30 protein-coding genes are annotated in these 26,741 nt (G+C 37.8%); 1 reads left to right on the top strand and 29 read right to left on the bottom strand.

The window, feature by feature from the left end; genetic code table 11:
* Positions 1-96: 96 nt before the first annotated feature.
* From ACXAD6_RS01090 to ACXAD6_RS00965, 26 genes are all read right to left on the bottom strand, one after another.
* Entirely contained in the window at positions 97-519 is a 423-nt protein-coding gene (locus ACXAD6_RS01090; protein ID WP_474967255.1) for a protein-export chaperone SecB, read from the bottom strand.
* A gap of 61 nt (positions 520-580) precedes the next feature.
* Positions 581-871, bottom strand: a complete 291-nt coding sequence (locus ACXAD6_RS01085) for a hypothetical protein (protein WP_474967254.1) — start codon at positions 869-871, stop codon at positions 581-583.
* A 28-nt stretch (positions 872-899) separates the two neighbouring features.
* Positions 900-1,418, bottom strand: a complete 519-nt coding sequence (locus ACXAD6_RS01080) for a hypothetical protein (RefSeq protein WP_474967253.1) — start codon at positions 1,416-1,418, stop codon at positions 900-902.
* A 433-nt stretch (positions 1,419-1,851) separates the two neighbouring features.
* Positions 1,852-2,772 (bottom strand): toprim domain-containing protein, encoded by a 921-nt coding sequence (locus tag ACXAD6_RS01075; protein ID WP_474967252.1) that lies wholly within the window; start codon positions 2,770-2,772, stop codon positions 1,852-1,854.
* A gap of 59 nt (positions 2,773-2,831) precedes the next feature.
* On the bottom strand, positions 2,832-4,325 hold the full coding sequence (locus tag ACXAD6_RS01070) for an ImmA/IrrE family metallo-endopeptidase (RefSeq protein ID WP_474967251.1): 1,494 nt from the start codon (positions 4,323-4,325) through the stop codon (positions 2,832-2,834).
* Positions 4,312-4,593 (bottom strand): hypothetical protein, encoded by a 282-nt coding sequence (locus tag ACXAD6_RS01065; protein WP_474967250.1) that lies wholly within the window; start codon positions 4,591-4,593, stop codon positions 4,312-4,314. Before ACXAD6_RS01065 ends, ACXAD6_RS01070 begins: the two co-directional genes overlap by 14 nt.
* Positions 4,594-4,633: 40 nt before the next feature.
* The gene (locus ACXAD6_RS01060) at positions 4,634-5,062 is read right to left on the bottom strand and encodes a hypothetical protein (protein ID WP_474967249.1); all 429 of its coding nucleotides are present in this window, start codon (positions 5,060-5,062) and stop codon (positions 4,634-4,636) included.
* Between the two features lie 8 nt (positions 5,063-5,070).
* The gene (gene mobP2, locus ACXAD6_RS01055) at positions 5,071-6,234 is read right to left on the bottom strand and encodes a MobP2 family relaxase (protein ID WP_474967248.1); all 1,164 of its coding nucleotides are present in this window, start codon (positions 6,232-6,234) and stop codon (positions 5,071-5,073) included.
* Positions 6,231-6,488 carry a hypothetical protein gene (locus tag ACXAD6_RS01050; protein ID WP_014644921.1) on the bottom strand — a complete coding sequence of 86 codons (258 nt, stop codon included), beginning with the start codon at positions 6,486-6,488 and terminating at the stop codon, positions 6,231-6,233. Before ACXAD6_RS01050 ends, mobP2 begins: the two co-directional genes overlap by 4 nt.
* A 250-nt stretch (positions 6,489-6,738) precedes the next feature.
* The gene (locus ACXAD6_RS01045; RefSeq protein WP_474967247.1) at positions 6,739-7,602 is read right to left on the bottom strand and encodes a hypothetical protein; all 864 of its coding nucleotides are present in this window, start codon (positions 7,600-7,602) and stop codon (positions 6,739-6,741) included.
* On the bottom strand, positions 7,599-8,177 hold the full coding sequence (locus ACXAD6_RS01040) for a hypothetical protein (RefSeq protein ID WP_474967246.1): 579 nt from the start codon (positions 8,175-8,177) through the stop codon (positions 7,599-7,601). The genes ACXAD6_RS01045 and ACXAD6_RS01040 overlap by 4 nt, the downstream gene beginning before the upstream one ends.
* 15 nt (positions 8,178-8,192) lie before the next feature.
* The gene (locus ACXAD6_RS01035; RefSeq protein ID WP_474967245.1) at positions 8,193-9,293 is read right to left on the bottom strand and encodes a lysozyme family protein; all 1,101 of its coding nucleotides are present in this window, start codon (positions 9,291-9,293) and stop codon (positions 8,193-8,195) included.
* Positions 9,294-9,295: 2 nt separating this feature from the next.
* Positions 9,296-11,218, bottom strand: coding sequence for a VirB4 family type IV secretion system protein (locus tag ACXAD6_RS01030; protein ID WP_474967244.1), 1,923 nt, complete (start codon positions 11,216-11,218; stop codon positions 9,296-9,298).
* A gap of 3 nt (positions 11,219-11,221) precedes the next feature.
* A complete protein-coding gene (locus tag ACXAD6_RS01025) occupies positions 11,222-11,881 on the bottom strand; it encodes a hypothetical protein (protein ID WP_474967243.1) in 660 nt (219 codons plus the stop codon).
* Positions 11,878-12,216, bottom strand: a complete 339-nt coding sequence (locus ACXAD6_RS01020; RefSeq protein WP_474967242.1) for a DUF5592 family protein — start codon at positions 12,214-12,216, stop codon at positions 11,878-11,880. Before ACXAD6_RS01020 ends, ACXAD6_RS01025 begins: the two co-directional genes overlap by 4 nt.
* 27 nt (positions 12,217-12,243) lie before the next feature.
* Positions 12,244-14,133: a pLS20_p028 family conjugation system transmembrane protein gene (locus ACXAD6_RS01015; protein WP_474967241.1), complete on the bottom strand. Its 1,890-nt coding sequence runs from the start codon at positions 14,131-14,133 to the stop codon at positions 12,244-12,246.
* A gap of 31 nt (positions 14,134-14,164) precedes the next feature.
* Complete coding sequence (locus tag ACXAD6_RS01010; protein WP_474967240.1) at positions 14,165-16,654, bottom strand: VirD4-like conjugal transfer protein, CD1115 family; 2,490 nt, start codon at positions 16,652-16,654, stop codon at positions 14,165-14,167.
* A gap of 13 nt (positions 16,655-16,667) precedes the next feature.
* Positions 16,668-17,777, bottom strand: a complete 1,110-nt coding sequence (locus ACXAD6_RS01005) for a hypothetical protein (RefSeq protein WP_474967239.1) — start codon at positions 17,775-17,777, stop codon at positions 16,668-16,670.
* Between the two features lie 14 nt (positions 17,778-17,791).
* The gene (locus ACXAD6_RS01000) at positions 17,792-18,055 is read right to left on the bottom strand and encodes a hypothetical protein (RefSeq protein ID WP_008637146.1); all 264 of its coding nucleotides are present in this window, start codon (positions 18,053-18,055) and stop codon (positions 17,792-17,794) included.
* 15 nt (positions 18,056-18,070) lie between these two features.
* Positions 18,071-18,271: a hypothetical protein gene (locus tag ACXAD6_RS00995; protein WP_474967238.1), complete on the bottom strand. Its 201-nt coding sequence runs from the start codon at positions 18,269-18,271 to the stop codon at positions 18,071-18,073.
* A gap of 62 nt (positions 18,272-18,333) precedes the next feature.
* The gene (locus ACXAD6_RS00990) at positions 18,334-18,771 is read right to left on the bottom strand and encodes a hypothetical protein (protein ID WP_474967237.1); all 438 of its coding nucleotides are present in this window, start codon (positions 18,769-18,771) and stop codon (positions 18,334-18,336) included.
* Between the two features lie 419 nt (positions 18,772-19,190).
* Positions 19,191-19,424 (bottom strand): hypothetical protein, encoded by a 234-nt coding sequence (locus ACXAD6_RS00985; RefSeq protein ID WP_474967236.1) that lies wholly within the window; start codon positions 19,422-19,424, stop codon positions 19,191-19,193.
* Positions 19,425-19,441: 17 nt separating this feature from the next.
* On the bottom strand, positions 19,442-20,458 hold the full coding sequence (locus ACXAD6_RS00980) for a DnaD domain-containing protein (RefSeq protein ID WP_474967235.1): 1,017 nt from the start codon (positions 20,456-20,458) through the stop codon (positions 19,442-19,444).
* A gap of 30 nt (positions 20,459-20,488) precedes the next feature.
* Positions 20,489-20,983, bottom strand: coding sequence for a helix-turn-helix domain-containing protein (locus tag ACXAD6_RS00975; RefSeq protein WP_474967234.1), 495 nt, complete (start codon positions 20,981-20,983; stop codon positions 20,489-20,491).
* Positions 20,984-21,074: 91 nt separating this feature from the next.
* On the bottom strand, positions 21,075-21,398 hold the full coding sequence (locus ACXAD6_RS00970) for a DNA-binding protein (protein ID WP_474967233.1): 324 nt from the start codon (positions 21,396-21,398) through the stop codon (positions 21,075-21,077).
* A 44-nt stretch (positions 21,399-21,442) separates the two neighbouring features.
* Positions 21,443-21,658 carry a helix-turn-helix transcriptional regulator gene (locus tag ACXAD6_RS00965; RefSeq protein ID WP_474967232.1) on the bottom strand — a complete coding sequence of 72 codons (216 nt, stop codon included), beginning with the start codon at positions 21,656-21,658 and terminating at the stop codon, positions 21,443-21,445.
* Positions 21,659-21,826: 168 nt separating this feature from the next.
* Here ACXAD6_RS00965 and ACXAD6_RS00960 point away from each other — a divergent pair, with 168 nt between their 5' ends.
* Positions 21,827-22,228, top strand: a complete 402-nt coding sequence (locus ACXAD6_RS00960; protein ID WP_474967231.1) for a helix-turn-helix domain-containing protein — start codon at positions 21,827-21,829, stop codon at positions 22,226-22,228.
* A 287-nt stretch (positions 22,229-22,515) separates the two neighbouring features.
* Here ACXAD6_RS00960 and ACXAD6_RS00955 read toward each other — a convergent pair whose 3' ends face one another.
* From ACXAD6_RS00955 to ACXAD6_RS00945, 3 genes are all read right to left on the bottom strand, one after another.
* Positions 22,516-23,541: a DNA/RNA non-specific endonuclease gene (locus ACXAD6_RS00955; protein WP_474967230.1), complete on the bottom strand. Its 1,026-nt coding sequence runs from the start codon at positions 23,539-23,541 to the stop codon at positions 22,516-22,518.
* Positions 23,542-23,937: 396 nt separating this feature from the next.
* Positions 23,938-24,789: a bacteriochlorophyll 4-vinyl reductase gene (locus tag ACXAD6_RS00950; RefSeq protein ID WP_474967229.1), complete on the bottom strand. Its 852-nt coding sequence runs from the start codon at positions 24,787-24,789 to the stop codon at positions 23,938-23,940.
* 156 nt (positions 24,790-24,945) lie between these two features.
* On the bottom strand, positions 24,946-25,356 hold the full coding sequence (locus ACXAD6_RS00945; protein WP_474967228.1) for a hypothetical protein: 411 nt from the start codon (positions 25,354-25,356) through the stop codon (positions 24,946-24,948).
* Between the last annotated feature and the right edge of the window lie 1,385 nt (positions 25,357-26,741).

The raw sequence follows: 26,741 nt of genomic DNA, 5'->3' as shown, positions 1-26,741 counted from the left end.
TGAATTTTTATAATTTCCTCACACTAAAAAACCTGAACCGTAGCGGTTCAGGTCTATATTATTCGTGAATAACCCTTAACTCAGGATATAAAATTATTATTCAGTGTTTTTCTTTTCAAATGCTTTATAAACATTCATAGTAGGGAGTATTACAGGTGAAATACCTGCTTGTGAAGTGAAGCTTGTTATAGTTGATCTTAAATAGGGCAATAGTATTGCAATAGCATTGTATTGATATTTTTCAAAATCAATATCTCCTTCGCAATCAAAAAAACCCGTTAAGCTAGTAGAGATATAAAAAGGAGCCTCATCTTTATCAAATTCATCTTCAAAAATAACACATTTCACTGTTACTTTAGCTTTATCTTCTTTTTCAGTGAGTGAAACTTCTGCGCCCAAATCAAACTTCAGCTCAACTTTATCTTCTTCCTCACTATCAAAATTATAATTTCTAGTAAAATCAAAGTAATCTAACGAATAATGCTTAAAAATCAAAGCACTTTTGGAGGAATCTTCCATTCATATCGCCCCGTATAAAAAATAGTAGTATTTTAATAGATTTGAAAAACAAATTAATAGATTACACTGCTGTTAAAACAGGATCAAAATTGTTTAATCCTTTGTCACTCGTTTCGGTTGTATAATATTTAGCATTCATCTCAAAGTAAACTTTAGTGCTTTCTGTCATTACATACTCTTCATTATTACTTTTAGTAAGTTCAGACGTATAGCTAATAGAGCCATCTCCGTCCATCACTTCAAATCCAACATCTTCTAACAAATCAATAAATTCATTTCTACTCATACTTTCAAACTTTTCACTTATTTGTTTTTTTATATTCTCTTTTTGTTTTCTAATTTCTTCTGTCATAATCCACCCTCCTATTGGGGGAAATAATTTAATTTACGTGTTTAGTTTGGACATAACGAGCTTCTTTTAAACATAGTTCTATGCCGTTAGGCACTCTAGATTCTTTAAAACCATATTTAATATCGTCTTCATCCGGTGTGTACGTATACGACCTTATTAGTTTATAGCCCTCTTCCCTACTAATTATATCATAAACTTTACCGTCGAAATCACTGCCATTTCGCACAGAAACAGAAGTTCCTTTTTTAATAAACTGTTTTTTTAATTCTTTTCTATATTCGTGAAATGTAAATCGATTTAATTCAGTGGTACAGTCAAAGATCTCTTTTTCAGGTATTTGAAGTTCACTTCTTATAACTTTTATGATTTTCCCTGGGTGTCTTCTTGTGGCATATTTATGAGCCAAATCTTGATCCTCTTCAAAAAAATAAATACCCGAACCCAACCAACCAATATGTTGACGATTTATGCTGAAATTAGTTCTCTTTATTCTTTCAGCATTATGCTTGTGGGTTCCATGAAATCCAATTAATTCAATTTTGTCCATCTAAATACCCCATATATTTATCTTATGTATAATCCATCATAAATATTTTACCATTTTAATGCAAGCATTCCAGTTTTATAGCGAAATTTCTTTATGTAACTAGATTTATAAATTGGCTAATTGATTGCTTGGCTTATAAAAGAAAGATTTACATTCAGTAGTAATTTAACCAAGAGTTCTGTAAACTTCTAGCACAATAAATGTCTTATCACCTATTGAAAATTCATTAATCAATTTCCTATACATATTTACGCCATCTAATCAGTCTCTTGAAGCTCCAGCTTAATTATTGACAAAGACGGATAATCAAGTTTACTTTTTAATCTTCTCTTATCATATGAAGATTTCCCCCACTACATTAGGCACTTAGATTTCCTAACCCTTAAAGCTTTCCTATTGAGAAGTGCGGATAAAATCAGAAAAGCCTAAATATTCACTTAAACCTGCTAATTTCTTCTCTATAACCCCTTTTTATTTCGAATTTTCTTTTAAGCACCTCATTCCAATCTTTAAATTTTGGAAAATCGGTTCTAGCTCCCATTAATCGGTGATATTTGTAGAAAAACTCCCTCCCAGGCTTATCATTATCCGTACAGAAAGTTATTTGGTTCACTTTATGACCTTCCTTACCCATCCTTTTGATTTCATCAATCATTGTCTGCCGCTTTAGCCCACCCATAGAAACTAATCGAGTGTTTTGCAGCTTTTCTTTCTTAATACTCCAATAAGAAAGTGCATCAATTGGGCTTTCAAACAAATAAATTGAATTCGGTTTACCTATATCAACTGAGACCCCACCCGAACCATGGCTGTTCTTATCAATCCCTTTAAATATGCGTCCATCTTTCATTGGGGAAGTACCTTGTCGATCTGCTCCTACGATTTTTCCCTGCTGTTTCCACTTAAACACTACATTCCCTAGCTTGTCCTGTGCGATTAAATCTTTATTATCAAGCCAATCAACAATCATAGGATGAATCTTTCGCTCTTTCGTAAGATAACCTTTAGCTTTTGTCCTATCGTTCACTTCATAATGAGAAGGATATTGATAAGGTTCTTTAGGCTTTTGCTCATGAACAGTGTCTTTCACTTTATAACCTTGCGCATTCAAATCATGGACAGCTTCTGGAAAGCTCATCCCATAAAACATTTTGGCAAAGTTAATAACTCCAGCTCCTTTTTCGTCTCTGGAGTTCCAGGCATACATTTGATCTTTAATCACTAGGCTGTCATGGACTTGATGTCGGTAATATCTTCCCTCTTTCTTCAATGGCTCTCCTTTACGCTCAAGATAGTCTATGAGATCCACATTACGAGCAACCTCCACTTGATCCGCGCTTACATGTTTGGCCATGCAGCACTTCCTCCTTTCTAAAATTAGATATGAAAAAAGACAGGGAGAAAACTCCCTGCCTAGCGTTCAATCTCTACTTTTTCTTTTTGCTTTTCCTTCTGCTGAAAAGCCTTCTTATCCTCATTTCCATTTTTCATTTCCGAAGTGGTGCTTTCTTTTTCTTTCTCTCCATGAAATTCTCGATCCAGCTTACTTTCGATTTGAGATAGTCGCTGATCTCCACGATCTGTTAAAGGTAGCTCTTTTAATTCTTGAAGAGATTCCTTTTTAATTTGGTACACCTCTTCTTTACTGTGAGTCTCTTGAAAAGCACGCATCTGATTCAAACGTTCTTGTCGGTCATTGTTTTCTTCTTTATCTAATTCTTTTCCGACTGTCGGTTCAATAAAGTTCATGAGCTCCTTTTTATAAGCTTCTTTGAAATCTTGATGAGAACATTCCTTTTCGGCCTTTTCTTCGTTACCAAAAGGCCCGCTATCCTTCTCCCTCTTGCTCACTTGGCTTCTGTACATCTCTCGAAGCTTTTCTGAAGGTAATATCTCTCTTTCTTGTTTCTCCTCTTCCATTTCATGTTTTGGTTCTTTAACACTCATATCTTTCTCCCCTTCCTTTTCTTGGCCCATAGATTTCTCAATAGTCGTAATAAATTCTTTAGCTGTTGACTGAACTTCTTGTAACAAGTTTTCGTGTTCTTTAAATTCATGATCTTTGGTCCAGTGATGCAAATAGTCTAATGAGTAGTCACTAGTATCAATATTGAAATAAGAGGCAACGGTATAAGCTGTCATTTCCGCCTGAAATTCTTTCTCCGGCTTGGTATAGTCATTCATGTTTTCCTTAGTATGAAGCTTGGCATGAGTCAGTTCATGTAACAGAGTCTTTGTATCTTGTCGTTCAGAGTTACGCGGATTCAGAGCGACTTCTCCTCTTCCTGTGTAACTTACACCTTTAGCTGCCCCTAACTCTTCATAAGGCTCTACAATTTGAATGTTATTGTTATCAGCTATAGCCTCCATCCCTTGTCGAAGCTGAGTGTAATTTTGAACCTCCCCATCGATCCATTTGTTTGGAAAGATTTGAGGCAGATCTTTTTGAGTGGCTGTTGTCTGCGAGACATCGAACACACTTCCGGTAGAATAAACAAGACGGCCATCTCGTTTGTCGAGTTGACCGTCTTTAACTTTTTGCTTTTCTGTTTTCGTCGCATATTTCAAAGGCTTCCATTCGCCCTCTTCATCTTGGAACTGCTGGCCTAAACGATTGGGCACGAGAACCTTTAGACTTTTCTCTCCTTTGTTCACGGAAAAACCTTTGTCTTTCCAGAAGGCGTAGGAACCTACAGCTTCAGCTCCTGGAAACTGTGAATCAATGAGTGCGGTATTCCGCGGAGAATATCGGTGAAACTTTCCCATAAAGTCTAGATATTCTTTCATTTGTTCAGGTGAATGAAAGTGATTCGAAATACTTTCTTCCATCCCCTCTGTCAGTCGATTGATCTCCTCTTTAACCTTTTCCGGTGATTTCTGTTTATAGGATCGCTTAGTCTTCGCCATGATCCCCAGCTCCCACACCCATGTTCATGAGTTCTTCCATTTCTTCCTCATCGTAATTGGGTTCTGTATTTAATATTAGCACCTTTGTTTTCTTATGAAAGGGAATGAGTAGGTTCTCTTGATTCACTAAATGCTGCTCAAGATCATCCATTTCCTCATCACTTAACGTTAAGGTATATTCCTTCTGTCCCACGTCCATCACAAGCTCATTATTTTCATCTAAACGCTTAAACACGCCTACTTCATAATTGCTATTAAACAAAAGCATTCCTTTCACTCCTTTGTTGGATCATTCCTCATGCATACCATTAGCTTGATGCTGGTTGAGTCTCTCCGGCACTTATTCTCTTCTGACGCTGATGACTGATTCTTTCATCGACCGCTTCTCTCGCATCTTTCATCGCTGGACTTTCAAAGATTGGTGTCGTAACACAATTTTCTAAGTTTTGATCCATCGCAAAACCGTTCATTAATTCAAGGAGTACCTGCGTATTTTTATCGCTTCGATTGGCTGCTAACCGCAGTCGTTTCATCTCTTCAGAAAACATGTCTTGAAAACGTTGAGCCATTAAACTCATTACATATTCCTGAGAGTTGTCCTTCGATTTTTGCGTTTCCCACTCTTCAATCATTCTATCTAAGGCTTCACCAGGATAACGAATATGATGCTGTTCCTGATACTCTTTAATTAAAGCTAAAGTTTCTTCATGAAGCGTGACATTTTGCCGCCTTCCCATATATATCCCTACCCTTCTCTTTCGATTTCTCGTTCTAACTTCTGGTGATCTAAGTCATTAATGAACTGATCATAGGTTTGTCCCATTGAGCGTTGAATGCTTCTCAAGGAACGTTGTAATTTAACTCCTGAAGGCATGGATTTATAAGGAACATTGGTGTGGGTCGTTTGTCTAGGATACTGCTGGTTATCGTACCGTTTCATTTCTTGTAAGAACGCATTGCCCATTCGTTTATAGAGATTATCCAACTTGTTTTGTTTGTAATGTTGGTATCGCTTTTTATCCTTAGGTCCATCCCCATAGGTTTGTTTTAGTTCGTTCACTTCTTGATCCAACTTATCATGCAGCTGCTTCATATCTTTGCCATGATACTTATTTAAATACCTTGTCGTTATTTCATCAATCTTGGGTCGAATAGGATTCAGCGTTTGATAGCCATAGTGCCACTGTCGCTTATCCTTAGGCAAGTGATTATATACTTCGAGAAACAAAGGTTTCATTTCTCTATTGCTCCATTTCATGCTGCTATTCTCTTTCTTTTCATTCACCATATGGTCACGAATCAACGAGTTAATTTGATTTCGTTCTTGCGTTCGATTTAACAATCCATTCACGACTTCACTTTTCATCGCGTCTAGAGTTTTCGGCTTTCGCTTTCCACGGTCACGAGTCGGGTTTGGTTCAACTGTGGCCACATGAATATGAATGTTATCAGTGTTATAGTGAATGGCCGCCGACCAAATAGCACTCTTTTGTAACCCCTCTTTTTTCATCATCGACTGCATAGATTTCCGTGTCGCTTGCTTCAAAGCATCTTCATCTAATGTGTGTGTCTTGGAATCATAAACCCCACGTTTTTGAAGCCAATCATTATCAAATGTAATGACATCTTGCCACATGATACTGTTCTTCTTTTGAGCCTGTTCGAATAATGATTTAATACCCTTTTTTCCTTCCACCGATAAACGATCCGACTGCTGAGTAAACAAGGCAGATGTTTTATCTGGATCGTCCATATAGTGATTATATAAACTAAACATGGACCGATGAGCTTCCCTTTTTCCTTTAGCTTCTTCACGGTCCACGTATTGCACATAATCTTGAAATCCTTTCTTATTCGCTGTCACGAATTTTGTTTTTAAAACCACTCCAGGTGTTACGGTTTCACTCATGCTTCTTCACCTGGTTCTTCAATCTGTAAGAGATCGTTCATTTCTCGAATGGCTGTATAACAATGAGCCATTGTTTGAATGTTACGATCGACTAATTGCTGGAGTCTTTGTTCACGATTGTTCTCTTCTCGAAAGACCGCCAACTGATGCAACTGAGCATGTAAAAACTCTTGCCGACTTAACCCTTTTTCTTCCGCAAGTTCGTCAATTCGTTGAACGGTTTTCGGATCCATATAACGAATTCTTACTTCCATTACAATCACTCCTTTTAATGAAGTCCCTAAAACTAGTGAATAAAGAGAAGAGCATAAGGGGTTTTTGTTCCCACTTGGCGTGTGAATCCCGGCAGAGCCGGGCAAAACGAGGGAACAAGAAAATCTCCAGATGTGCGGTCGCTGTGCGGCTAAAATAGGAACGTTCATTAGTGTATTCACCTTGATGTGTGGCCCCTGCACAGAAGATGTGTGGTCCGTGTGTTGACCTTTTTCACAACCTACACCCCATTTAGTTCGAAATCATCTCCCGTTTCTCTTGCAACATCTCAACTTTTTCAACGATGGTTTGGATAGTTAATTCATGTTCAGCTGCCTCTTGATTGATCTGATCATTTTCATTTTCTAGCTGATGAATTCTAGCCTCCGTTTGCGTTTTCTCCTCCTCTGTTTCGTAAAGAAGCTCTGACTCTAATTCAACGGTTTTCTGATCAATTTCTTTGATTCGTTCATTGATCGTTTGAATGCTTTCCTTCTTCTCTTTTATAGTTTCTTTCGCCTCTTCGATCTCTTCAGATACAGCAGCAACTTCATATTTCTGCTCCGTTAAAATGGTTAGTTTTTTGTCCATTTCCACTTTCCGTTGATCTGTATAAATACGTGCCAGCTCTTTCTTTTCCTCACCCCCTTTCAAGGAATTTTGAGTACTCTCTTTCGTTAAAAGCGGATTGGTATTTTCCTTATTTACATCTAAGGCCATGACATCAAAGGAAGGACTTACCTGTTGGATACTAATGACATATCTACTTTCATCGCTGTACTCTACGTGCGTTGGAAGATCACGTTTTGGATGCTCTTTTTCCTGAGCCGTGAAGCTTAATTTTTCATCTAATAAAGTGGTTGATTTATTGAGATTTAAGGTTACAACCATCAACTCTTTCCTTGGATTATAAACCCAGTTCTTAATGGTCAGTTCGCCTGATCCTTGTAAGTTTAAAGGTTCATTGATGGGTGTTTGCTGAACTTTGCTCTGCTCTTCATCACCAAAGATAAAACCAGAAGACAAGAAAAAAAGAAGCGCCATAGCCATGACGCTTAATCCCATAAGATATTTTTTTGAGGTCCCTTCCGTGATATGTTTCGTTTGTTTTTTCATGAATAGCCTCCCTCTTCTACGTCTTGGAAATCTGTTATCTTCCACTCACCTTCTTCCCTATGAACATTTATATGGAGAAATACAGGAGACACCTGTTTTTGGTCACCCTGCAAAGAAAAAAGCGTGTGTTTAAACTTTACTAATACGCTTGCTTGATTGTTTGTGAGATTACCTGTTCCAACGAATATTTCTAATTCATCTACCTCCGTTTTCCTCTCTCCTTTATAGGTAGATGCAGGAAAAAAGATGGCAGCTAAATCGTTGCTCATCACCTCTTTGGCTTTCTTTTTCATTTCTTGATAGCTTTCTTTATCCTGTTGAAAGGCTACCTCAATAAACGTAGAAACCTGCTTCACTAAAGCGTTATATCTCGCTTGAATGTCCGCAGGTTTCTGTTTTTGTAACGTCTTCTTTAATTCCTTTTTTTCTTCCATAATCGTCTCGTTTTTCTCTTCTAATTGGTGCACTTCCTTCTGTAGATCGTCATTCGCTATCGTTTGTGCAGCATATATATTCATCGATGTGAGAATGATTAACAGAGCGACAAACACACCAAAAAGAACCCGTCTTTTCATCCATGTTCTCCTTTCTTAAAGCCCCAGATAAGGAGCAGGGTCCACGTCCGAACGATACTGGTTTTTGGTCATGACTTCGAAATGAAGATGGGGGCCTGTAGAGTTTCCTGTCGTACCACACTTGCCTACCTCTGAACCTTTTTGGATCATCTCTCCGTTTTGTACACTTATCGCATACAAATGAGCGTAGTGACTATAAAGTCCCTCTTCATGTTTCACGAGAACGTTATTTCCGTAACCAGAATTTTTTCTTACCACCTCTACTACTTGACCGTTATCGACGCTTTGAATAGGCGTTACGGCATTGGTACAAGCAAAGTCAATTCCTCTATGCATATCCGGTGTTCCATCAAAGGGATCTGAGCGCATTCCGTAATCAGATGTTTGTGTGAGTGCTCCTTCAATGGGCATCACCCATTCTCCCGTTGGTTGTAAATCGGCTTCAATAATTCCGCCTTTAAGGTAACTTAAAACAGCCTCCACATAACCAATATCGCCATAACAAGCGCCCGTTTCTGCCGACTCTGGTCGAATACACGAATACATGCCTGTATGCTTCAATTCCTGGTATTTCATTCTTGAAAATTCGATGGCTAACTCTTCGCTGTACTCCCCATTGTTGTGTTCGTTGGCATAATCTATAAAGCCTCCACCAAAGTTATAAGCTTGAAGGGTTAGCTTAATATCTCCTCCGGCTTTTTCCAGCATCTCCGAGAAGTATCGGATACCCACCTTGATACTTCTTTCTGGATCTTCAATCGTGTTTGGAGGTAGACCAAGAGACTCACTTGCTTGCATGACATCATCTAAACGTCCACCTGATTCCTGCATGGTTTTGGCCAAGAGAAGCTCCACATACTTGGACACTCCATACTGTTCGGCGTACTCTTCAAACAAAGGCCGATACTCTTCTAATGCAGCTGAAACTTGCGCTGTACCATTCACTACATCCACCGACCTCACATCATCACTAGAGGAAGAATTTTGATAACCAATCACTCCTGTAATGACGGATGCATACAAAAGCATTTGTAGAAAGAAAAGAGCTACCAGAATACCTATTAACCATAGCCAGACTTTCCGAGGAACTAACCCAAGGAGAAGGGACCAAGGCATCCTTAAGCACCTCCTCCAAACAACGCTAACTCTTCGTCCGATACCTCCACCTTGAAGCGAATGTTTTCCACCGCACGAATGCTTAACATGGTCTCTCCTGTTTGGAGGTAAGGGATATCTTTTAATTCACTTTGGCTCAATTGCCCCATGAATATTTGTTGCATCATCTCTAAGTTGTTACTATCCTGCTGCATAATAATTTTGTATTGGGTCAGTTCAAAAAGCTTCTTGATCTCCTCTACCATACTTTGATCCGAACCCTCAGGAACAAAATCGCGAATCGTGTGACTGGCATAGAGAAGAGCACCAAAATACTTCCTGGCTTCTCGGCTAAACTTTGTTAGAAAATCGAGAGCACTCTCACTCTTTTTCTTTGTGTTTATAATATGGTGAGCTTCATCCATTAAAATGAGATATCGTACAGCATCTTCAAAAGCCAATTCTCCTCGATTATAAGCATCAAATTGGGGAGAACCATTCGTTAGCATGGAGTCCCATAAGAGATTGAGTACGTTAAACAATTGAGCCTGAAAAACCTCGGCTCTCATTTGAGATAGGCCCCTCAAGGTAAACGTAACGACCTGTTGCTCATCAAAAAGTTCGATGGTGGATAGGCCATTGAATAGATGCGCGTAAGTCTCTACAAGGTTACGAATGTTTAACTCGATGCTCTCTAGACGTCGTTTCCTTTCCTGACTCAACTTCTCTCTTTGTTTTCCTTCCTTGATATTTTCATAGAGTTGTTCTTCGATAAAGGTAAGAAAATCGGTAAAGATCGGGTACTCATGAACAGAAAGTTCGGTTATATTTGATTTTGAATCGTCGTTCCATAAGCCAAGATTTTCATACAGCTTTCTTAATAGATTTTCATATTCTTTCAATTCACTATCATTCGCTTCAGGGGCTAAGAATTTATAGAATGTCGTCAACTTGGATAAATGCTGAGTAAAGGAGGTATATTCATCCTCTGCCGTCCGATATACCTGCAACGGGTTGATGACCCCATCTGACCCGTCTAACGCAATTTGTTTTCCGCCTAAAGCTTCCGTTAACTCCACAAACTCTCCGGTTACATCAAACGTCCGAACCTTATATCCTTTAATCGCGTTATCCAGCATAATTTTCTTAAGCGTGGTGGACTTCCCTGCTCCCATTGCTCCGACCATGACTCCGTTGTAACTCTTACGCTGCTGATCTCTATGAAAAAGATCAAAGACCACATTTCCTCCCGTAAGTGTCGTACCATAGAAGGTCCCAAAGGGATCGTTTAAGCTAGTAAAATGAAAAGGAAAGCCACCAGCTAACCCTAAAGCGGGTATCGGATGACCTTCCCTCTTGTTTCGATAAGTCGATTGTTCGGTATAATTGGTGAGAAGTGATTTCCATTCAAATTCCTGTTCATTTAAGAAAATAGATCCTCTGAAATTCTCATCCTGTAACGTTGATAAGACGACTTTCACTTTATCTTCCAGCTCTTCTCTTGTTGGCGCACTTACATAATGTCTTAAGTGAACACGTTTAATGATTTCTCCTTCCTCAGAGACCTGGTTGTATAACTCCCTCAAATCATCGTAGTTATTTTGCGCCTCTATAATGCCAGCATTATCTTTTTCATTAATCATTCTGGAACTTTGTTCAGCCATCCCTTTGTTTAAACCATCCCGGACTTTGTAACGATCGTCCGAGACAATATCCATCGTTGTAATGACATTCTCCATATTGAAAATAGGTTCTAGCCAAAAGTCCGCAACGTTTTTAGGGAAGGCATACACATGGACACAAACTTCATAACCATCTCCTTTACGAATAAAGGATTCTTGGAACTTAACCCCTCCTTGGGGTTGGATATGAGCAAGCAAGAAAGGGTTATAGCCTTTTTCTTGAGTCTCTTCTGTATCACTTTTCTTTTTGAGAAATGAGAACAATATTTAACCCCTCTTTTCTAACTTGGAATTTTGATTATAAAGTTTATAGAGCAAATCGAGCTTCTTTTCATCGGTTAACTCCATAGTGGGAGCGACGCGTCCGAGATAGCGCCTACAATTGTTTCTGTATTCAGCAAGCTGTTTAAGGCTAGTTGCATAAATAAATAGATAAAACTCTCTATTCGTCCGGTAGGTCTCCAAAAATTGAAGTTCCTCTCGTTTTCGAATTAAAAAGCGCTCATAGAGAGGCGCTTTGTTTTGAGCAATCTTGTAATTAATCGAATCCAGTTGCTTTTTCATATTAACCGGAAAATTCATGGAGACGATCTTGATATCGGGCGCATACGATTGGAAGAACTTGGCCATCTTCATGATGTCATATTCGGTTTCCTGGGTAGATGGTGAATATATATCTTTACTCTGCAGCTGCATCACGTCCATATAGCCCATTTCCCCCTGTAGATGAAAGGATCCTTCCTCAGTCATGTCCTGAATGGGAAGAATCTCCGCTATGGATGGAATGGCCACCTCTCTTTTTTTCTTATTAGCTTTCAAACTTATTTGTTTCTTCTTTTTCTCAGCAGTTTTTCGTTCATCAAAAAGAGCCATTTTTTCGGGACTGTTTTCTTTGAAGAAAGGGTGGTGTTTCTTCTTATTTTTCATGTAAAGTCCTCCCCTCGTAACTCCTCATCTTTTGAATACTCGTTTTCTTTTTTATCGATAGCACAATAAGTCGCTCGGTCTCTCGTCACGGCTAAGAACAATGCTTTGGCCATCCGCAGCTTTGGATTGGTTTTGGGTCGGATCAACCAAGCAACCATCAATACGGTCCAGAAGATCGCATAATACCAAACGAAAGAAGAATGGACGACATACCGGAAGGTAAACCCTATGCCTCCCAGAATGAGTACTACCAGTAAATCTGTAAGGTAGAAGAGACGGTTGATCTTCAACTCACTTCCTATTTCAGAGGGAATTTTGTATTGCAATAAAATCACTCCTTCATAAACAAAACGCGAACTAAGTTATCCCTTAGGTCCGCGTTTCTTCATTTTATTTATCCAGTTCTCCGTGGTGTTTCGAGATAAGTTATACGTCCGCTTTGCACTTTGAACCTTCGGATTATGATTAAATCGTTCCCTAAATCGATCTTTCATATATCCTCCAATGGTTCGTTGCTCTGTCCTATATTGATTTGGCATAGGAATATCCTCTGTACTTTCTGGCGTTTTAACCTCAGATGTTTCTGGTTTCCTGCTTGTTGCTATTTGGTCTGTCCCCCCCTTAGGTTTATTATCGTTCGCACCTAAACGTTCGCTTCCTGTTTCACTACTACCTATATCTTTCTCTTGTTTTTTATCTTTCTTAGGTTGAGTAGATATAGGTTGCTCATTGCTTTGGTTAGAAGACGGTATGTCAAACCCTCCTGGGGAATCTTCTTTTGTAGTGTTCATAGAGGACTCTTTCTGATAAGAAGGATGGGACTGACCCTGAGTTGAACGACTTCCTGTCTCTGGACTTCTCGTTTCTTTTCCTCCCAATGAACCTTTTTGTCCTTCCTGATTGGATGTCATTGGACTTGGCTCTTGTTTTTTCTGGTTTCCTTGACTTCTATTTCCTTGGGTTGAAGATGGATCATTTTTTCCATTCGTCTTAGAATTTCCCTCATCCTTGCGCCCATAGATACCAGCGACCGCACCAGCTGTCCCGGCCCCTGTATTCATTAGGGCTGATGTTCCACCACTTGTAATAGCTCCTGCAGCTTTCTTCACCGGAGGTCCGAGGGTTTTAGAGGCTAGGTAACCACCCATCGCAACATGCCAAGCATTTTTCAATCCAGCATCAATCCCAAAGAGCTTCTGTACAATATTAGGACCATCAATAACGGCTAAACTTCCGGCGATCAAAGCAATCAAGTACCCAAGTCCTTCAAGGTTATTATCTATAAAGGTTGTGTAATACATATACACCCGTAAACTTAAGAAAATCATGATAAGAGAAGCAAAAATGCTCCCAATATTCTTAATGATCGCTTTCAAGCGCTGACCCGTGGAAATATCCGCATAGGCCATGATTAAGGCTACGATATGATTAAAGCCAAGCTCAAAACAGATTTTAGCCACTTTAATGGATATTAATATCATGGTAAAAGCCATAACAGAAAGGGTTACGATAGCCGTAAACCAATCCACATGCCACCGGTAATAATTTTCTGGAAGGAAATCAAACAGACCACTTTTTCCTAACTCCACAAGTCCTTCTTCACCATTTGATTCTAATCCCACTTTGTTCATTACGATCTCTTTCCCTTTAGATGTCAGTTGGTCTCCATTTGCTTTTTCAAATTCCTTAGTTATCGTTTCATTAATAGAAATTTTATCAATGTTACTAGGAGCAACATAGTGTCGATTTTCAACTTCTGGATCTTCCCATCCATATTCATCATAAACAGAAATATCTGTAATATAGTTTTCCATTACTCGGTCAGAAGTGGTAAAAGAATCGGTCTGTACCTTTGCTACATCCATGGCATCGCCAGTAAAGTCATTCACTTTCCCCATTCCAAATGACAATAGAGTAATCGTCATGATGGATATAAATAGGTTCATGGGTATATCAGCTCGATTCTTTTCTTTATTAAAAACTAATCGAAAGCCGATCATTCCCAATGAAATGGCTAACAGAATATAAAGAACAGGCTGGATGGTTTCGAGAAAGTTAATCACAGGATCGCTCGAAAAGAAATCCGTTAAGATTAAAACCTTATCGACCATGCCTTCCAGGCCATCGACAATCATTTTCAAGAATAGGATCGTTCCCCACCCCATGATCCTTAACCCAGAGGTGAAAATGTTATTGGTCGATAAGACGTCCGAAAACCTTAATAATATCTCTAACAACTCTTCATCGGACATTCCATCACCCCCTTTAAGATTTTTCGCTTAATCATCCCTGCTCTACTGGCGTTTCCTGTTCTTCAATTAGCTTATCTATTTGTTTGCGAATGTGACTATACACTTGTCGGTTAATTTCTTGGTGATCGCCTAAAAGCTTTAAGTTGTAGAGAAAAGCTTCCATAGGTTCATCATTCATTTCCTCCTCACTGTGTTCTAAATGAGGAGCAATTTGCTGATGAATCAGGGCAAATGTACTTTTATCAAAGAAATCTCCGACTTTTTCCTTCTGCCACCATTCCGTTGATGGTTCTGCAGCACTGAATGGCCCGTTTTGTGAGAGACTTTCCATTTCTTCTGCTACCTCGTCTGTCTTTTGTTTATAAGATTCGTCAATTTGGAAATCGATCACTAAGTCTGATGGATGAACATGGCGGTGCGGAGTCAAAATTTCTTCTTCCGTAATCGACCGCCCTGGTCGAAATTCTGCACTGAGATACGTATGGGCATATTTCATACTGTGCTTTCCTGTATTATAAATAGGAAAAGCACGAATCTTTCGCCCTCTTTTATCACGACGTAATAATACACGACGCACGACCGTATCCCCTTCCTCTAATTCCTGCAGTTCATTAGCCGTTAGTAGATCTCTTCCTTCCGTACTTTCCGTTTTCGACTTATCCAGGGAAAAAGTAGATCCAGACCGTGTTTGCGTATTCAATGTTTTCTTTCCTAACTTGGAAGAAAAATAGGAAGCTGAATCATAGTCAGCACTCAAAATATAAATTTCATTCCCACAGTTTCCACGAATGGTCGCTTGACCATCTTCTCCATACAAATCTTTTAATTGAGCATACGATTGAACCACTAAGTGAAAGCGAATGTTCCTTCCCAAACATACCGTGATTTTATTATCCATATCGGCTATCGCGGGCATATTACCAAACTCATCTAACATGAAGACCACTTCACGTAAGCATTTTTGTCCTTTCGCAATGGCTGCATTTTTGGATAGTACATAATACAGTTGGCTAACGAAAATCGACGGGATAGCATGAGTAGAGGTATCATAATCGGGTGTAACCATAAACACAGCGATAGGCTTATTTGAGTAAACAATTTCTTTTACTTCGATAGTGACGCTCTCAGAAAGATAAGTGAAGGAAACATTGCCGTTTCCCTCATTAACTTCGTCAATTCGAATGGTCGAGCTATCCTTTTGGCCTTCTTCATCTTCCGAAGAGACAGGTGTGGCTTCCTGAGACACAACGAGCTGATCTCCGACCTCTAAGGAGGTATTAAAGTTAATGGTCCATGTGCCACTTTCTCCTGATTGATTGGTCTCGGTTGTTCCATCTGGAAAGAAAACCTTTATTCTGGAAAAAGGATGACCTCGCCCCTTAATACTCTGACCGAAGCCCACTCTTTTTAAATCTAACGAGTTTTTAGATGTCATCTTTGCCGTTTCACTCATTGTAAATTTCGTCAAACCATTCATAGCTGTCGTAAAAATACTAGATCGAGTATTTCCTTTGGAAAAATTACTCGTGGCATATTGACCTTTGGCTACATGGGATTGAGGTAACTCTTGGAAAAACTGATCCAATGCGTTATATTCTTGACCATCTTCATCTACCTCATTTCTAGTTCCCAACTCAGAGAGCATATTAGCGACCGTGTACATCGTAATTTTTTCTTCTGTCTCTTCCGTTATGCTCTTCTCTGTAATGGCAAGGATCATGGCATTCACAAGGGATTTAGCTGAATCATCCCACATAGGTTCTTTAGCATTCGGATTATGGTAAAGCATATGAGTGATGGTTTCGCAAAGCGTCTGAGCTGTAGAATAATCGCCATCCTTATACGATTGTTTAACCAACTCCAGCAAATTAAAGCTCATGCTTTGCATCGGATTCATTAAGTTTAATACCTCCACTTCATATCCTCTTTTCTCTAATGTCTCCCGGCTAGAAGCGAATAACTCTCCTTTAGGGTCATTGATGACTAAAGAAGGCTGGTGTTCAGCGCGAGAGTAGGCATCGATGGTTGGAATCACATACGTTTGACCCTTACCACTTCTTGTCGTACCAATAATTAAATTATTGACAGGAGATGGATCTATAAATGCTTTGTCCCCCTTTCTCGATAATACAGGACCACCTTGACCTTCATAAGATTGCTTTCGATCAGGAATAGCTTTGTACTGTTGTTGAATTTCTTTTCTTGTGGCAAATCTCTGAGAACCCTTTTCATCCGTACCTACGGGTTTAAAGTTACTTCTAAGTTTGTAAATCATGTGAGCTATACCGACAAAACCAATTAAAGCAGCTATTCCGTAGTAGAGTGATTGCTCCTTGAAATGAAAATCTGTCCAATACGAAAATTTAAACTCTATGAGTTTACTGAATTCCGGGAAGGTCTTTAAGCTTTCCCACATGGCCTCTCCTAGATTCCATAGAAAAGTACTGACCAGCATCGTGGTTATAAAAAAACAGATGCTTAATACCATAAGCACCTGTTTCTTAGCAATGACTGATTTCAAATGAATCACCCTCTTATATACTGTTCTTTTGACTCTCCAGATCTTCTTGTTGTTCTTTAAGCGAATCGATTTTAGATTCATTTTGATCTTCTGACTTCTTCTCTGCTTCTATTTGACTGTTAATCTTCATCAACTGCTTCTCAATTTCTTGATATTCATTAATCTTTTTATTCAGTTTAACGTCTTTCGCTTCACTGGCCATTTTTTTGGCATTTTCTAATTCCTCAAGTCTCAGATAGGCGATTCCCTTTTGTTTATAAAGTTGAGGGGACATCGGCATATCTCGAATATCTACCGCCTGTTTGTATTCGCCATGATGAAAAGCTAATTTAAATTCACCTAAAGGGCTCGGATAAGATTCATTGAACGAACTCAATTCTTCCAGTCCATGAACTTCCATGACTTGGGCAGCTAGAGACGAAGTATTTTCCTTTCCTACATACTGCAAAGCTCGATCATATTTTTTAAGGTCCACTAGAAAATGAAGCACTGCTTGGCGCTCCGATTCCGATAAATTTTCCATTCCTAATAATTGTTGAACAGCTTGTTCCTGCTCACCCATCCAGTACCCTTCGTAAGCCATTTTGACATTCTCCATTTTTTCCATCTCTTGAGATGTGGCTTTTAGATCCCTGCCTTGATTGTGTAAGAGTATAAAGAGAGTGATGGATGTAATGATGGCTACCATTAACGTGGTGCTGATCACACTCACAAAAATTCTGCCACGCTTACCAAGCTGCTTCCAACTCGACTTTTGTCCTTCTTTCTCTTTCCATACTTCTGTCAGATCTATTTGATAAGATGTTGGGGTGTGAGAAGTTAATTGTTGAAGAAAAACATCCCTTTTGGTTTCTTCATTTTTATTTTTCATAGGTAAGTCTAAAAGCTTTTGACAAACATGGTCATAAATATTTGAGGTTCCCTCTCCTCCCACGTCATAGGAGCCGTTGTACAACTTATCTCCTTCTTCATTAAAAATCATAAAATCAAGCATCATTGGTTCAGCATTTTTCTTTTTTAATTTAGCATCCAAATCTGCGGTTAGCACGACAACTTCTTGAAAGGAGTAAGGGTGAAAGCTGAAAATTTCACCCTCCACTTTTGATGTGAATAATACCCTCATGGTCCTACACTCCTTTAAAAGATCACCTGACTGTCAATGTATTCAGCGATAGCCGTAGCTCCCATTAGAACGACAAGCCCAACAGCACCACCAATAAACCAAACAATAGAGCTCTGACGACCTCTCACTCCACCCCAAATAAGGTGGTAGGCTCCGATACCAAAAGCAATGGCAGCCGAAACAATACCTAATAGTTGCATGGCCGATAAAATCGAGGCCCCTGTAGATTGTAAATTACTAATGGCAGCAAGCATGGAATGATCTGCAAAGTATTTCATTAATATCTCTCCTCATTAAATATTTTGGTTCTTGTTTTCTTCACCAACCCCTTTGTAATGAAGCAATGACTTCATAACGACATCTTGGTTTTCTTGGATGTACTCTTGATGTTTTTCATGAAGCCACTCATTGTAAGAAATATCCTGGATGGTTAGCAGCGTCTGAACTAAGTCTTTGGATTGCTTAAGTTCACGATTGGTAACGCTCATTTCCATTCACCCCCTTTCAAGGTTTTTGTCCATAAAAAAAGAAGCGATCTATTAAAAGATCACTTCTTTCACGATTGATTATTTTTTATGAATTTTTCTAATGCATCTTCTTTCTCATCAGATGAGGAGTAATCAACATCCCTTAGAGAAACATACTTCTTCAAAATTCCATTTTCATAAAAACCTAGAGTCTCAAATTGAATATCCTTGAGTCCTAAGTCTTTAGGTTTCAAATCCTTATCCAACATTTCATCTGACTTAGCATTAATTTCTTTTACACTAATTTTATCAATTTCTTTCTCTACTAATGAAATATTATCTGTTCGCTCTGTTTTATCTTCAGTATTATTAAGCAATATAAAAGCTTCATCATTGCCTTCAATATATTCGCTTAGTTCCTCTGGTGATAAAGACTCAACTTGACCTGTGGCTCCTTGTGACCCGCAACCAACTAGGATTAAAACTATAACAAATCCAGTCAAACCACCGATCCAACGCTTTGCCATCAGATCAATCTCCTCTCAAGTGATTTGTATAACGATTCTAACACCTACTTAAATATAAATCCATGATTTGGTAGATCATCTTAATGGTATAATGATTGTTTTTGGCAAGATAAAATCAACCCTATGCAGCATTCACTAATAATTATAGTGTACTGCAAAGCACAACGTTTCTAGCATATACGAAGAACTTTATGTATCTAGTTCTTACTATTTAAAGTTTCATCAGTAGTCCCCTCACTTTAAATAGAAAAACCATCGTTGATACAACGCTTATCCGGTCACTAGATGCGTTTCGCGTAACACGCACCCAACACTTATCAACAGCTAGGAAAATTCTGTGACCTTTCTTTTCCTAGCATAGCTATGTAGTTTTCAAGGATCTAAGTGTGCTATTTAAGCACGTATTAAAATCGTTATCTTTACTTAACAGGTTTCAATTCACTCATAGGATTTTTACGTTTAGCAATGGTTCTAAATTGACCATCCTTTACCGTTCGAATTCGATAATAGATACTGGACAGCTTTTCAGCATTACCATGGCGATCCACCGCCCAAATGCCATGCACATTATACCTTTTTCCTTCAAAGGTTTTTACATTGTCAGCTTGTGAAGAAATATCATAATAGGCAAAATGCTTTTTATTGGATTTCAACTTACCACCTCCCATGTTTATGGCTCGCCTGCTCTAAGCTTTAATTGTTCTAATAAAACCTCTTTAGCTGAGCATTTACCTTCCTTAATAGAAGCTATTTCTTCTTCAGAAAGGTTATAACGATCATTAATAGAAGCAAGAATATTCTTCCTCGATCTTTTTAGCTTAATCGCTAACTCAATGGTTCGAGCTGTATCATCAATGCTAGGTTGTTTATTTATATCCTGCTTTTCTTGTTCTTCGCGGTCATTGAACCATTCAGGAATCACTTCCTTTTGAGAAGGGCTTTTAGTAGCTGGTCCATTTCTAATCTTTTTATTTTTATATTCAACTTCTTCTGCCTCTGCTTGTTCGATTGTTCGAATTCCTTTATTGATCCAAGACTGAAGAATACTCTTCACATACCCCCACGTTGGTTTATTACGATCCAGAGAGCGCCTCATGGCTTCCAAGATTAACGGTTCTCCAAGGTCTTCACTCCAGCTTGCTATTTCTTCTGAGATTTTAGGACGTATAGCACCAAAGTTATTTTGATAAAATTGAATGGGACAGTCTGTTCGTTCTGAAGTGGTTGTAGTAACAAATTCTTTTACATTCTTAACTTCTTTAAGTTCTCTACCATTCTTGTATGTGTCTTTCTGCTGTCTTTCTGATGGTGAATTGCTGATATTTTGCTGGTTATCTGCTGTAGATTTGTTGTCGTATTCTTCATCGTTAGATTGATAAATTGCCCAATTATCAACGGTTATGACACTATATTTGTTGGTGGAGTAAATAGAAATCGCTCCATCTTCTTCGAGTATTTTCAAGTAATCACGAACAGTTGACTCATTCATATTCAATTCAGAAGCAGCTTTCTTTCTACCAAATATAAACTGGCCAGGTTCAAGTTTTACATTTTGCCTCCCCACCCTTGATTCGGTACTTTTATGACTTGATTTTGTAAGACAATATATGAAGATTTTTAGCATCTTTTCATTTTCAAAAATCTCACTGTGAAGGATTTTTCGATGAAGCTTTAGCCACCCTTGCATTATTTCACCTTCTTCCTATACATCTAATAATCAGACGACATAGCCTTTAGATTTTAAACAGCTGTGGTGTTTTTCCCATATTTTCAACCAACTTATATTGTACTCTTCACACAAAGTTGCTAGGTACACAGTAGAGAAGTGAACTACACTAGCCATTATATCTGCAGATCTATGGATATCTTGCAAGTCCATAGAGTGAATACTATATAAGTCTTCTGTCCATTTCACTTGAGAAATGAGTTTAAGTGCTTCCTTTAACTCTTTCTCTACTATCAATTGGAGAAAATATTTATCGTTATTGGATCTAGGAGTATTATCTAACTGTGTAATCCCCCATCCGATATATTCATTGACTGCTTCCAGAGCTAGCCATGGACTATTATATTTTTCGATAAAGTATTTGGTGGTTACAGGGGGGATCTTCCGTTCTCCCCTTTCTTGCTTAGAGATATACTCCCTAGATTGAAACATATCAATTGCCAATTGCTGTTGCGTTTTATTAATACTTTTTCTCTCTTTCTTCATATAATTTGCAGACTTACTATAATTAATTGAACTCCCCCCTTGTTTTGTACCATCAGCAATATTCTGGTTAATTTATGATAGATTTATAGAGTTATATCACACCAAAACTTCTTTCTGGTGCTGTTTTTTCGGAGATCTCAACATGATCTCTAATCCAGCTCATAACTAAATCTTTAGGGTAAAGTGTTCTACCTCCAACATGAATCTTCGGAAAGTCTTCTCGCTTTAGAATATGAGCGTCTAATGACTGTACACTTACATTAAAGATATATTCGGCTAACTTAGTGCGATCCAATAAATACGGCAGCTCTGCTTCTTTTTGAACATCTTCTTGAGCCTTTTTTGCAATATCATAAAAGATATCATACACCTTATTATTAAAATCGGCTTCAGGTTGTAATTTTGCTTCAAACAATTAAACCATTTCCTTTCTTCAATTAGATTTTAATACCTTAGATTTCATTGTATAAGATTCTTGTACTTTTGACCAAATAAATAACGTATATCTTTTCCCAAAAGTTCTGATAAACAAATAGCTACTTTAAGAGTTGGTGTTGAATATCCATTTTCCCAATTAGCTACACTTTGTTTTCCCTTATACCCCAAACATTCAGAAAGTTGGGTTTGACTCATGTTAGCTTTAATCCTCGCTTCTTTCAAACGTGTATTTTTCATTATTTCACCTCCTTTGTATGAATAACTTGTACTTAAAAGTATATGTACAAGTTACTTGTATGTCAACAGATAAAAACAAGATTCTTGTACTTTAACTAAAAACATCAATAAATACCTCTAAAGATGGTACAATAATCTTGTACCTAAAAAAGTGAAAGGATTCTAAAAATGCTCTCACAAAGACTTAAATACTCCAGAAAAAACAAAGGACTAACACAAAGTGAATTAGCAAATAGAATAAAAACTACAAAGGGTACTATTAGCAACTATGAAAATGGCTATAGTACGCCCTCTAATGAAATGCTTATTAGTCTCGCAAATGCGTTGGGTGTAAGTGTTGATTACTTATTAGGCAGGTCTGATACTACGCTAAAAGAATCTGAAGAAAAAGAATTTGATACCATCAAGGAAATAAATAAGCTCATGGATAAATACGGCATAGAAGATGCTGCGTTTTTTGATTTAGAAAAATGGAAAGCTATGGGCCCCGAGCAAATACGGGAATTGGAAAGTTACTTTCAATACTTACTGAGAAGATCCAAGGAGCTCGAAAACAAGAACAAGGAATAAACCATGTCATAGTAGGTTGCACTTATATATAAACAAAAGCAGATAACTTATAAAAGTTACCTGCTTTTTGTTTGTTTAAGAATTTCTTTTACATATACCCCAATATTCTTTATTATAGATAAGCCTCCGTTAGTAAAAGTAATGATAGTTTCACCATACAAATTAAGATGGTATAAACCATTAATTTCTAATGTTCCTGTAAAGACACACATTCGCAAGTTGTGATAAATCGTCCAACGAAGAAAATGTTCTCTCAGTTATTAATTTTGTCTTAAAGTCCTAGAGACTTACTCTCCAACCATCCCATCTCCATCATTATCTCTCATGTATTGATATAACCAATGATCACTCGTAATCGGCATACTGAAACCAGCATCTTTTGCTTCCTGGATCGTCACTTGACCATTACCATTTGCATCAACGCTAGAAACATCCACTTCTTCAGTGAACCCGGTGGAACCATTGGAATCGGATGAATCGGAGGAGTCGTCACCGGTGAGTCCAAGTGATTCATTGACGTCATCCGGATTGAGATTATCGAAGGTATCGACAACCTCATTGCCTTGTATCGTATAAGTATATTCATAATGGGAAGGAATCTGTGTGTTCGTATCAGGATATGTGATAATGGCTTCAAAATTAGTAGCGCCCCCGGCGTCCCGGATGGCATCTTCCATGTAGGCTTGATCCCCGTGGCGATTCAGCGTACTTTCCTGAGGCGTAATGTTATAAGCATTGGAGACGCCTCCGAGAGAGTCCGCAATGACATGTCCTTGATCTAACTGGTCACTCTCGACCCCAGGCACTTGAGCTTCGTCCCAGTAGTATCTTCCGGATGAGACGACCGGCTCTGTATCGTCGTCCTGCAGGATGATTTCCTCCGCCACGACTTTCACTAACTGTCCGTATTCATTCGTAAAGGCCCAGTACTCCCTGTCTCCGTAACCTATATCTACTACTACATTAGAGGCTCGATCTCCACTGAGGTCCCCACCATCTACTTCCAGTCGTTCATATCCTGAGAATAGGTCTTCCTCTGTTTGTGTTTGGGTTGAGTCTTCCTCTCTGGGTTCCTCCTCAACCGCAGTGCTTTCTTCTTTTTCACTCCTAGTAGTGGTATCAGCAGATGAATTTCCTTCTTGTATATCTGTATCTACGTCTGATTCATTATCTTTCGTTGCATCATCTGTGGTCACTTCTTGTGTTTCTATTTCCACCTCTCCTTCTGAAGTGGCTGTATCTTCAGCATTGGTGCAACCAATCATAAAAAAGATCATCAAAAGTAAAGTTAAATAGTTTATTTTCTTTTTCATTTTGGACACTCCTACATAGTTTTTCCGCACTGTACCTTCATTCATTAAAATCTAATTAAACTAACATGTCCTACTTGTTCTTATTATACATTTGTAGGAAAAAAATTAAGTTAATCGCTTTTTATTTAACACAATTCTATGCCTAATATTATTTTACAGTAAATGCTTATTTTTTGGTGATTTTTTACTGAAAAATACTACCCATTAATAAAAAAGCGATTGCTCTTATTGAACAATCGCCCTCTATTCATGAAGACTCAATTTCGCGATAAAGTAAAAAATTGATGGCGTTAGAACACAAAATCCATATGTAAAATTAATGAGTGTCCAAAACTGTACTTTTACTTACCTGAAAAAACAAAAGTAAAGGAATTTGATACTTAGCGTTGTAAATCCTCATTTTCCTGACGCTACCCCTTCAGGATCGTCTTCATCATTTATGTCCGTAAAATCTATATCAATTATATCGGGGAAGTATTCTTTCATAGCCTTAAATTCATCATATAATCCTTCTTCAGACAGCACTAATGCTTCAGATAGTGCTTTATACAGCCTGTTTCCCATTGGGCGCATACTTATATAGGTTAAGGTTCCACCAACTGCTCCTCCTAGTACTGGTACAGCTTTTGCGACGCCCTTAGCAAATACATCTTTATTCACTTTTATCCCAATGTATAAAAGTGATTTCTTAATTATAGGATAGTAAAGCGTTTTTGTAAGAGCCTTTTGCGGTAACTTCTTTAGCAATTGTTTCGATAATCCGTTCGAAATAAACTTTAAGGCATTTGCTGTTCCTGCAACGCTAAACATAACTCCTAAAAACATGATTATTTCATTACGAGCTTCTTCCATATCGGTATGTTCATCAAGCCATAAGTCATCATGCCCATATAAATAAGCCAATTCTTGCGCTAAAACCATCGAATTTCCGAAAAATTGATATAAGTCTGCCGGAATTGTCCCCGCCATTGCCAATCCACCTGGAACACCTGCAGCAAATCCAAGCCCAGCACTTTTTAATGATCTTTTATGAATTACAGCTTTTGCAATATTATCGAGCTCAGATCTATTAATCCCAGCTTTGTATGGTCCTAATGCTAAAATTTGATTCAACTGTTCCTTAGATACACGATCTGCAAATCTTTTCGTTAAGAAGTCTTTTCTGTTAACTTTCACAGTCGGGACTTTTAAAGTTAGGTCAATTAGTGAGGTTAAGTCAATATGCTTCTTTTTAAGTTTATTGGCCATATGTTCACCTTCTCTCTTCAATTTGGAGTTAATACCAACTTTTTACCCCATAACTCACTTTAAGTAATTTATTTTCAATTAAAGTAGAAAAAATTACGTGAGTATTGCGTTAATATACTGGCTAGAGGTAAAAGAGCACACATAAAAAGATGCTTTTTAAATCATTGGTTTATATGCCTGCTTGAATAGATTTTCAATATCTTTTTCCCCAAAGTATAAATCACGTTGGGTATCTTTATAACGGATAAAAGAAAACCCATCATTAAAGAGAATTTCAGCAAGGATGGTCCTCTGTACCTCACTTGAAGTTTTTGATTCATCCCGTGCTACTACTCTGATAAAATGGCCTTCATCAATCAAACACAAAGCATGTTTATTGATATAAAAGTAAGTATTTCCTTTGTGATTTCTTTCAGGGAAGAGTGAGGGTTCAGATTTTCTGAAACCATCTGTTAATTCATTAAACTTACATCTAAATTCGTTTACAGTTTTATCGTAATTAGATACTTTTTTGCTAAGCACAAGTGTATTTAAAGTCTCTTGCAAATCATCTTTCCAATCTTCCATTTTAGTGCCCCTTTCGTCAATATAAGTAATTAATTCGACTAAAGGAATTATTTTCCTCCTTTTAAAGGCAATTCACCTTTATAGAAAAACTCTTATTTATTATTGGTTAACGTTATCCCTTTGATGTGCGAGAAGAAATCATTGAAGATATTACAACTAATTCATTTCAATTATCAAACATCGAGAAATCCGCAAAGGTATGCTTATTTTTAGGTGCTCAATACATAAAATAATTTATGTCGTATGAGAAATAACGCATTTCTGGAGGCGAACACTATCCTTTCCTCAAAAACAATCCGTGTAGGATGTTATTTATACTAGTCTCAGTGTTAAACTACTTATTTTACTTAGGAATACGCCTGGGTTTGATCGTTTGTAACCATCTAACTTCTTTACCATAAATTCAAAGAGCATAATACTTTTAACGGAATTTTCTACATTTCCGTATTTTATATCCCCACTATGAAGTATCGCATGCCTACTAAAAACAGAAATTTTCGTGGTTTGTCTGGTTAAATAGTTCGTTATACGATAGTTTTATAGACAAAAGGTGTTAAGTTGGCCATAACCCAGAATCATTTAACACAACCAGAAAATAGTTAATTTTATTTTAGACTAAAAAAAACAGGGTGCCTCTACTGAGGTGCCCTATTTCGTAAAATCGATTTTCCTGAAAGGATTATCTATATATTAATTCTCTAATATTTATGTATGAGCTGATGATCGAAGGACCATCAACCTTTCTAAGGTCAATAATAATTAATTAGGTGTAGAACGGTAATGTGGCTTAACAGTTTTACCACCTCTCTTATGAGCTGGAACGTAAACTTTTTTGTTGCCTTTAGTTGTTTTCGCCAATATTTTTCACCTCACTTTCTTTATATGATTATACCATATCTAGAACGATTAATTCAATATATTGCGCAGTTATCATTAATACACCACTATATATAGTATTTAGTTGGATATATATACAAGCTCTGCCATTATTCTAAAAAGATATAGTATGTGTTTATAGGGGTAACGTCAGGAAAATGGGCATTTACAACGTTGAGCAAATTAGAGCATAGAAAAATCGGTTCCTTTACAACGTTTAGAAACCGATTTTCTGATTTAGCTTATTAAACTAAAGCCCCCGATACAGGAAGACTCGGAACCGAGATAATTTTGAATCCCGGTGGTGGAATGCTCCTGTTTAGTACTACGACTCCAATATGGGTGTGATCAAGAAAAATAGCGATTAACCACTAATAAATTACGGAATGACGTGTTTTTTAGATGCTCTTTTTTTTCATATGCAAAAGCTCTAAATCTGTTTTATTTCTCTAAACCCGGCATATTGAATTTAATAATCACTTATGTAAATATTAGAAAAGAGTTTTTGA

The organism is Halobacillus sp. ABH2_015 (assembly GCF_056158945.1).
This window is presented reverse-complemented; position numbering and strand designations above follow the sequence as displayed.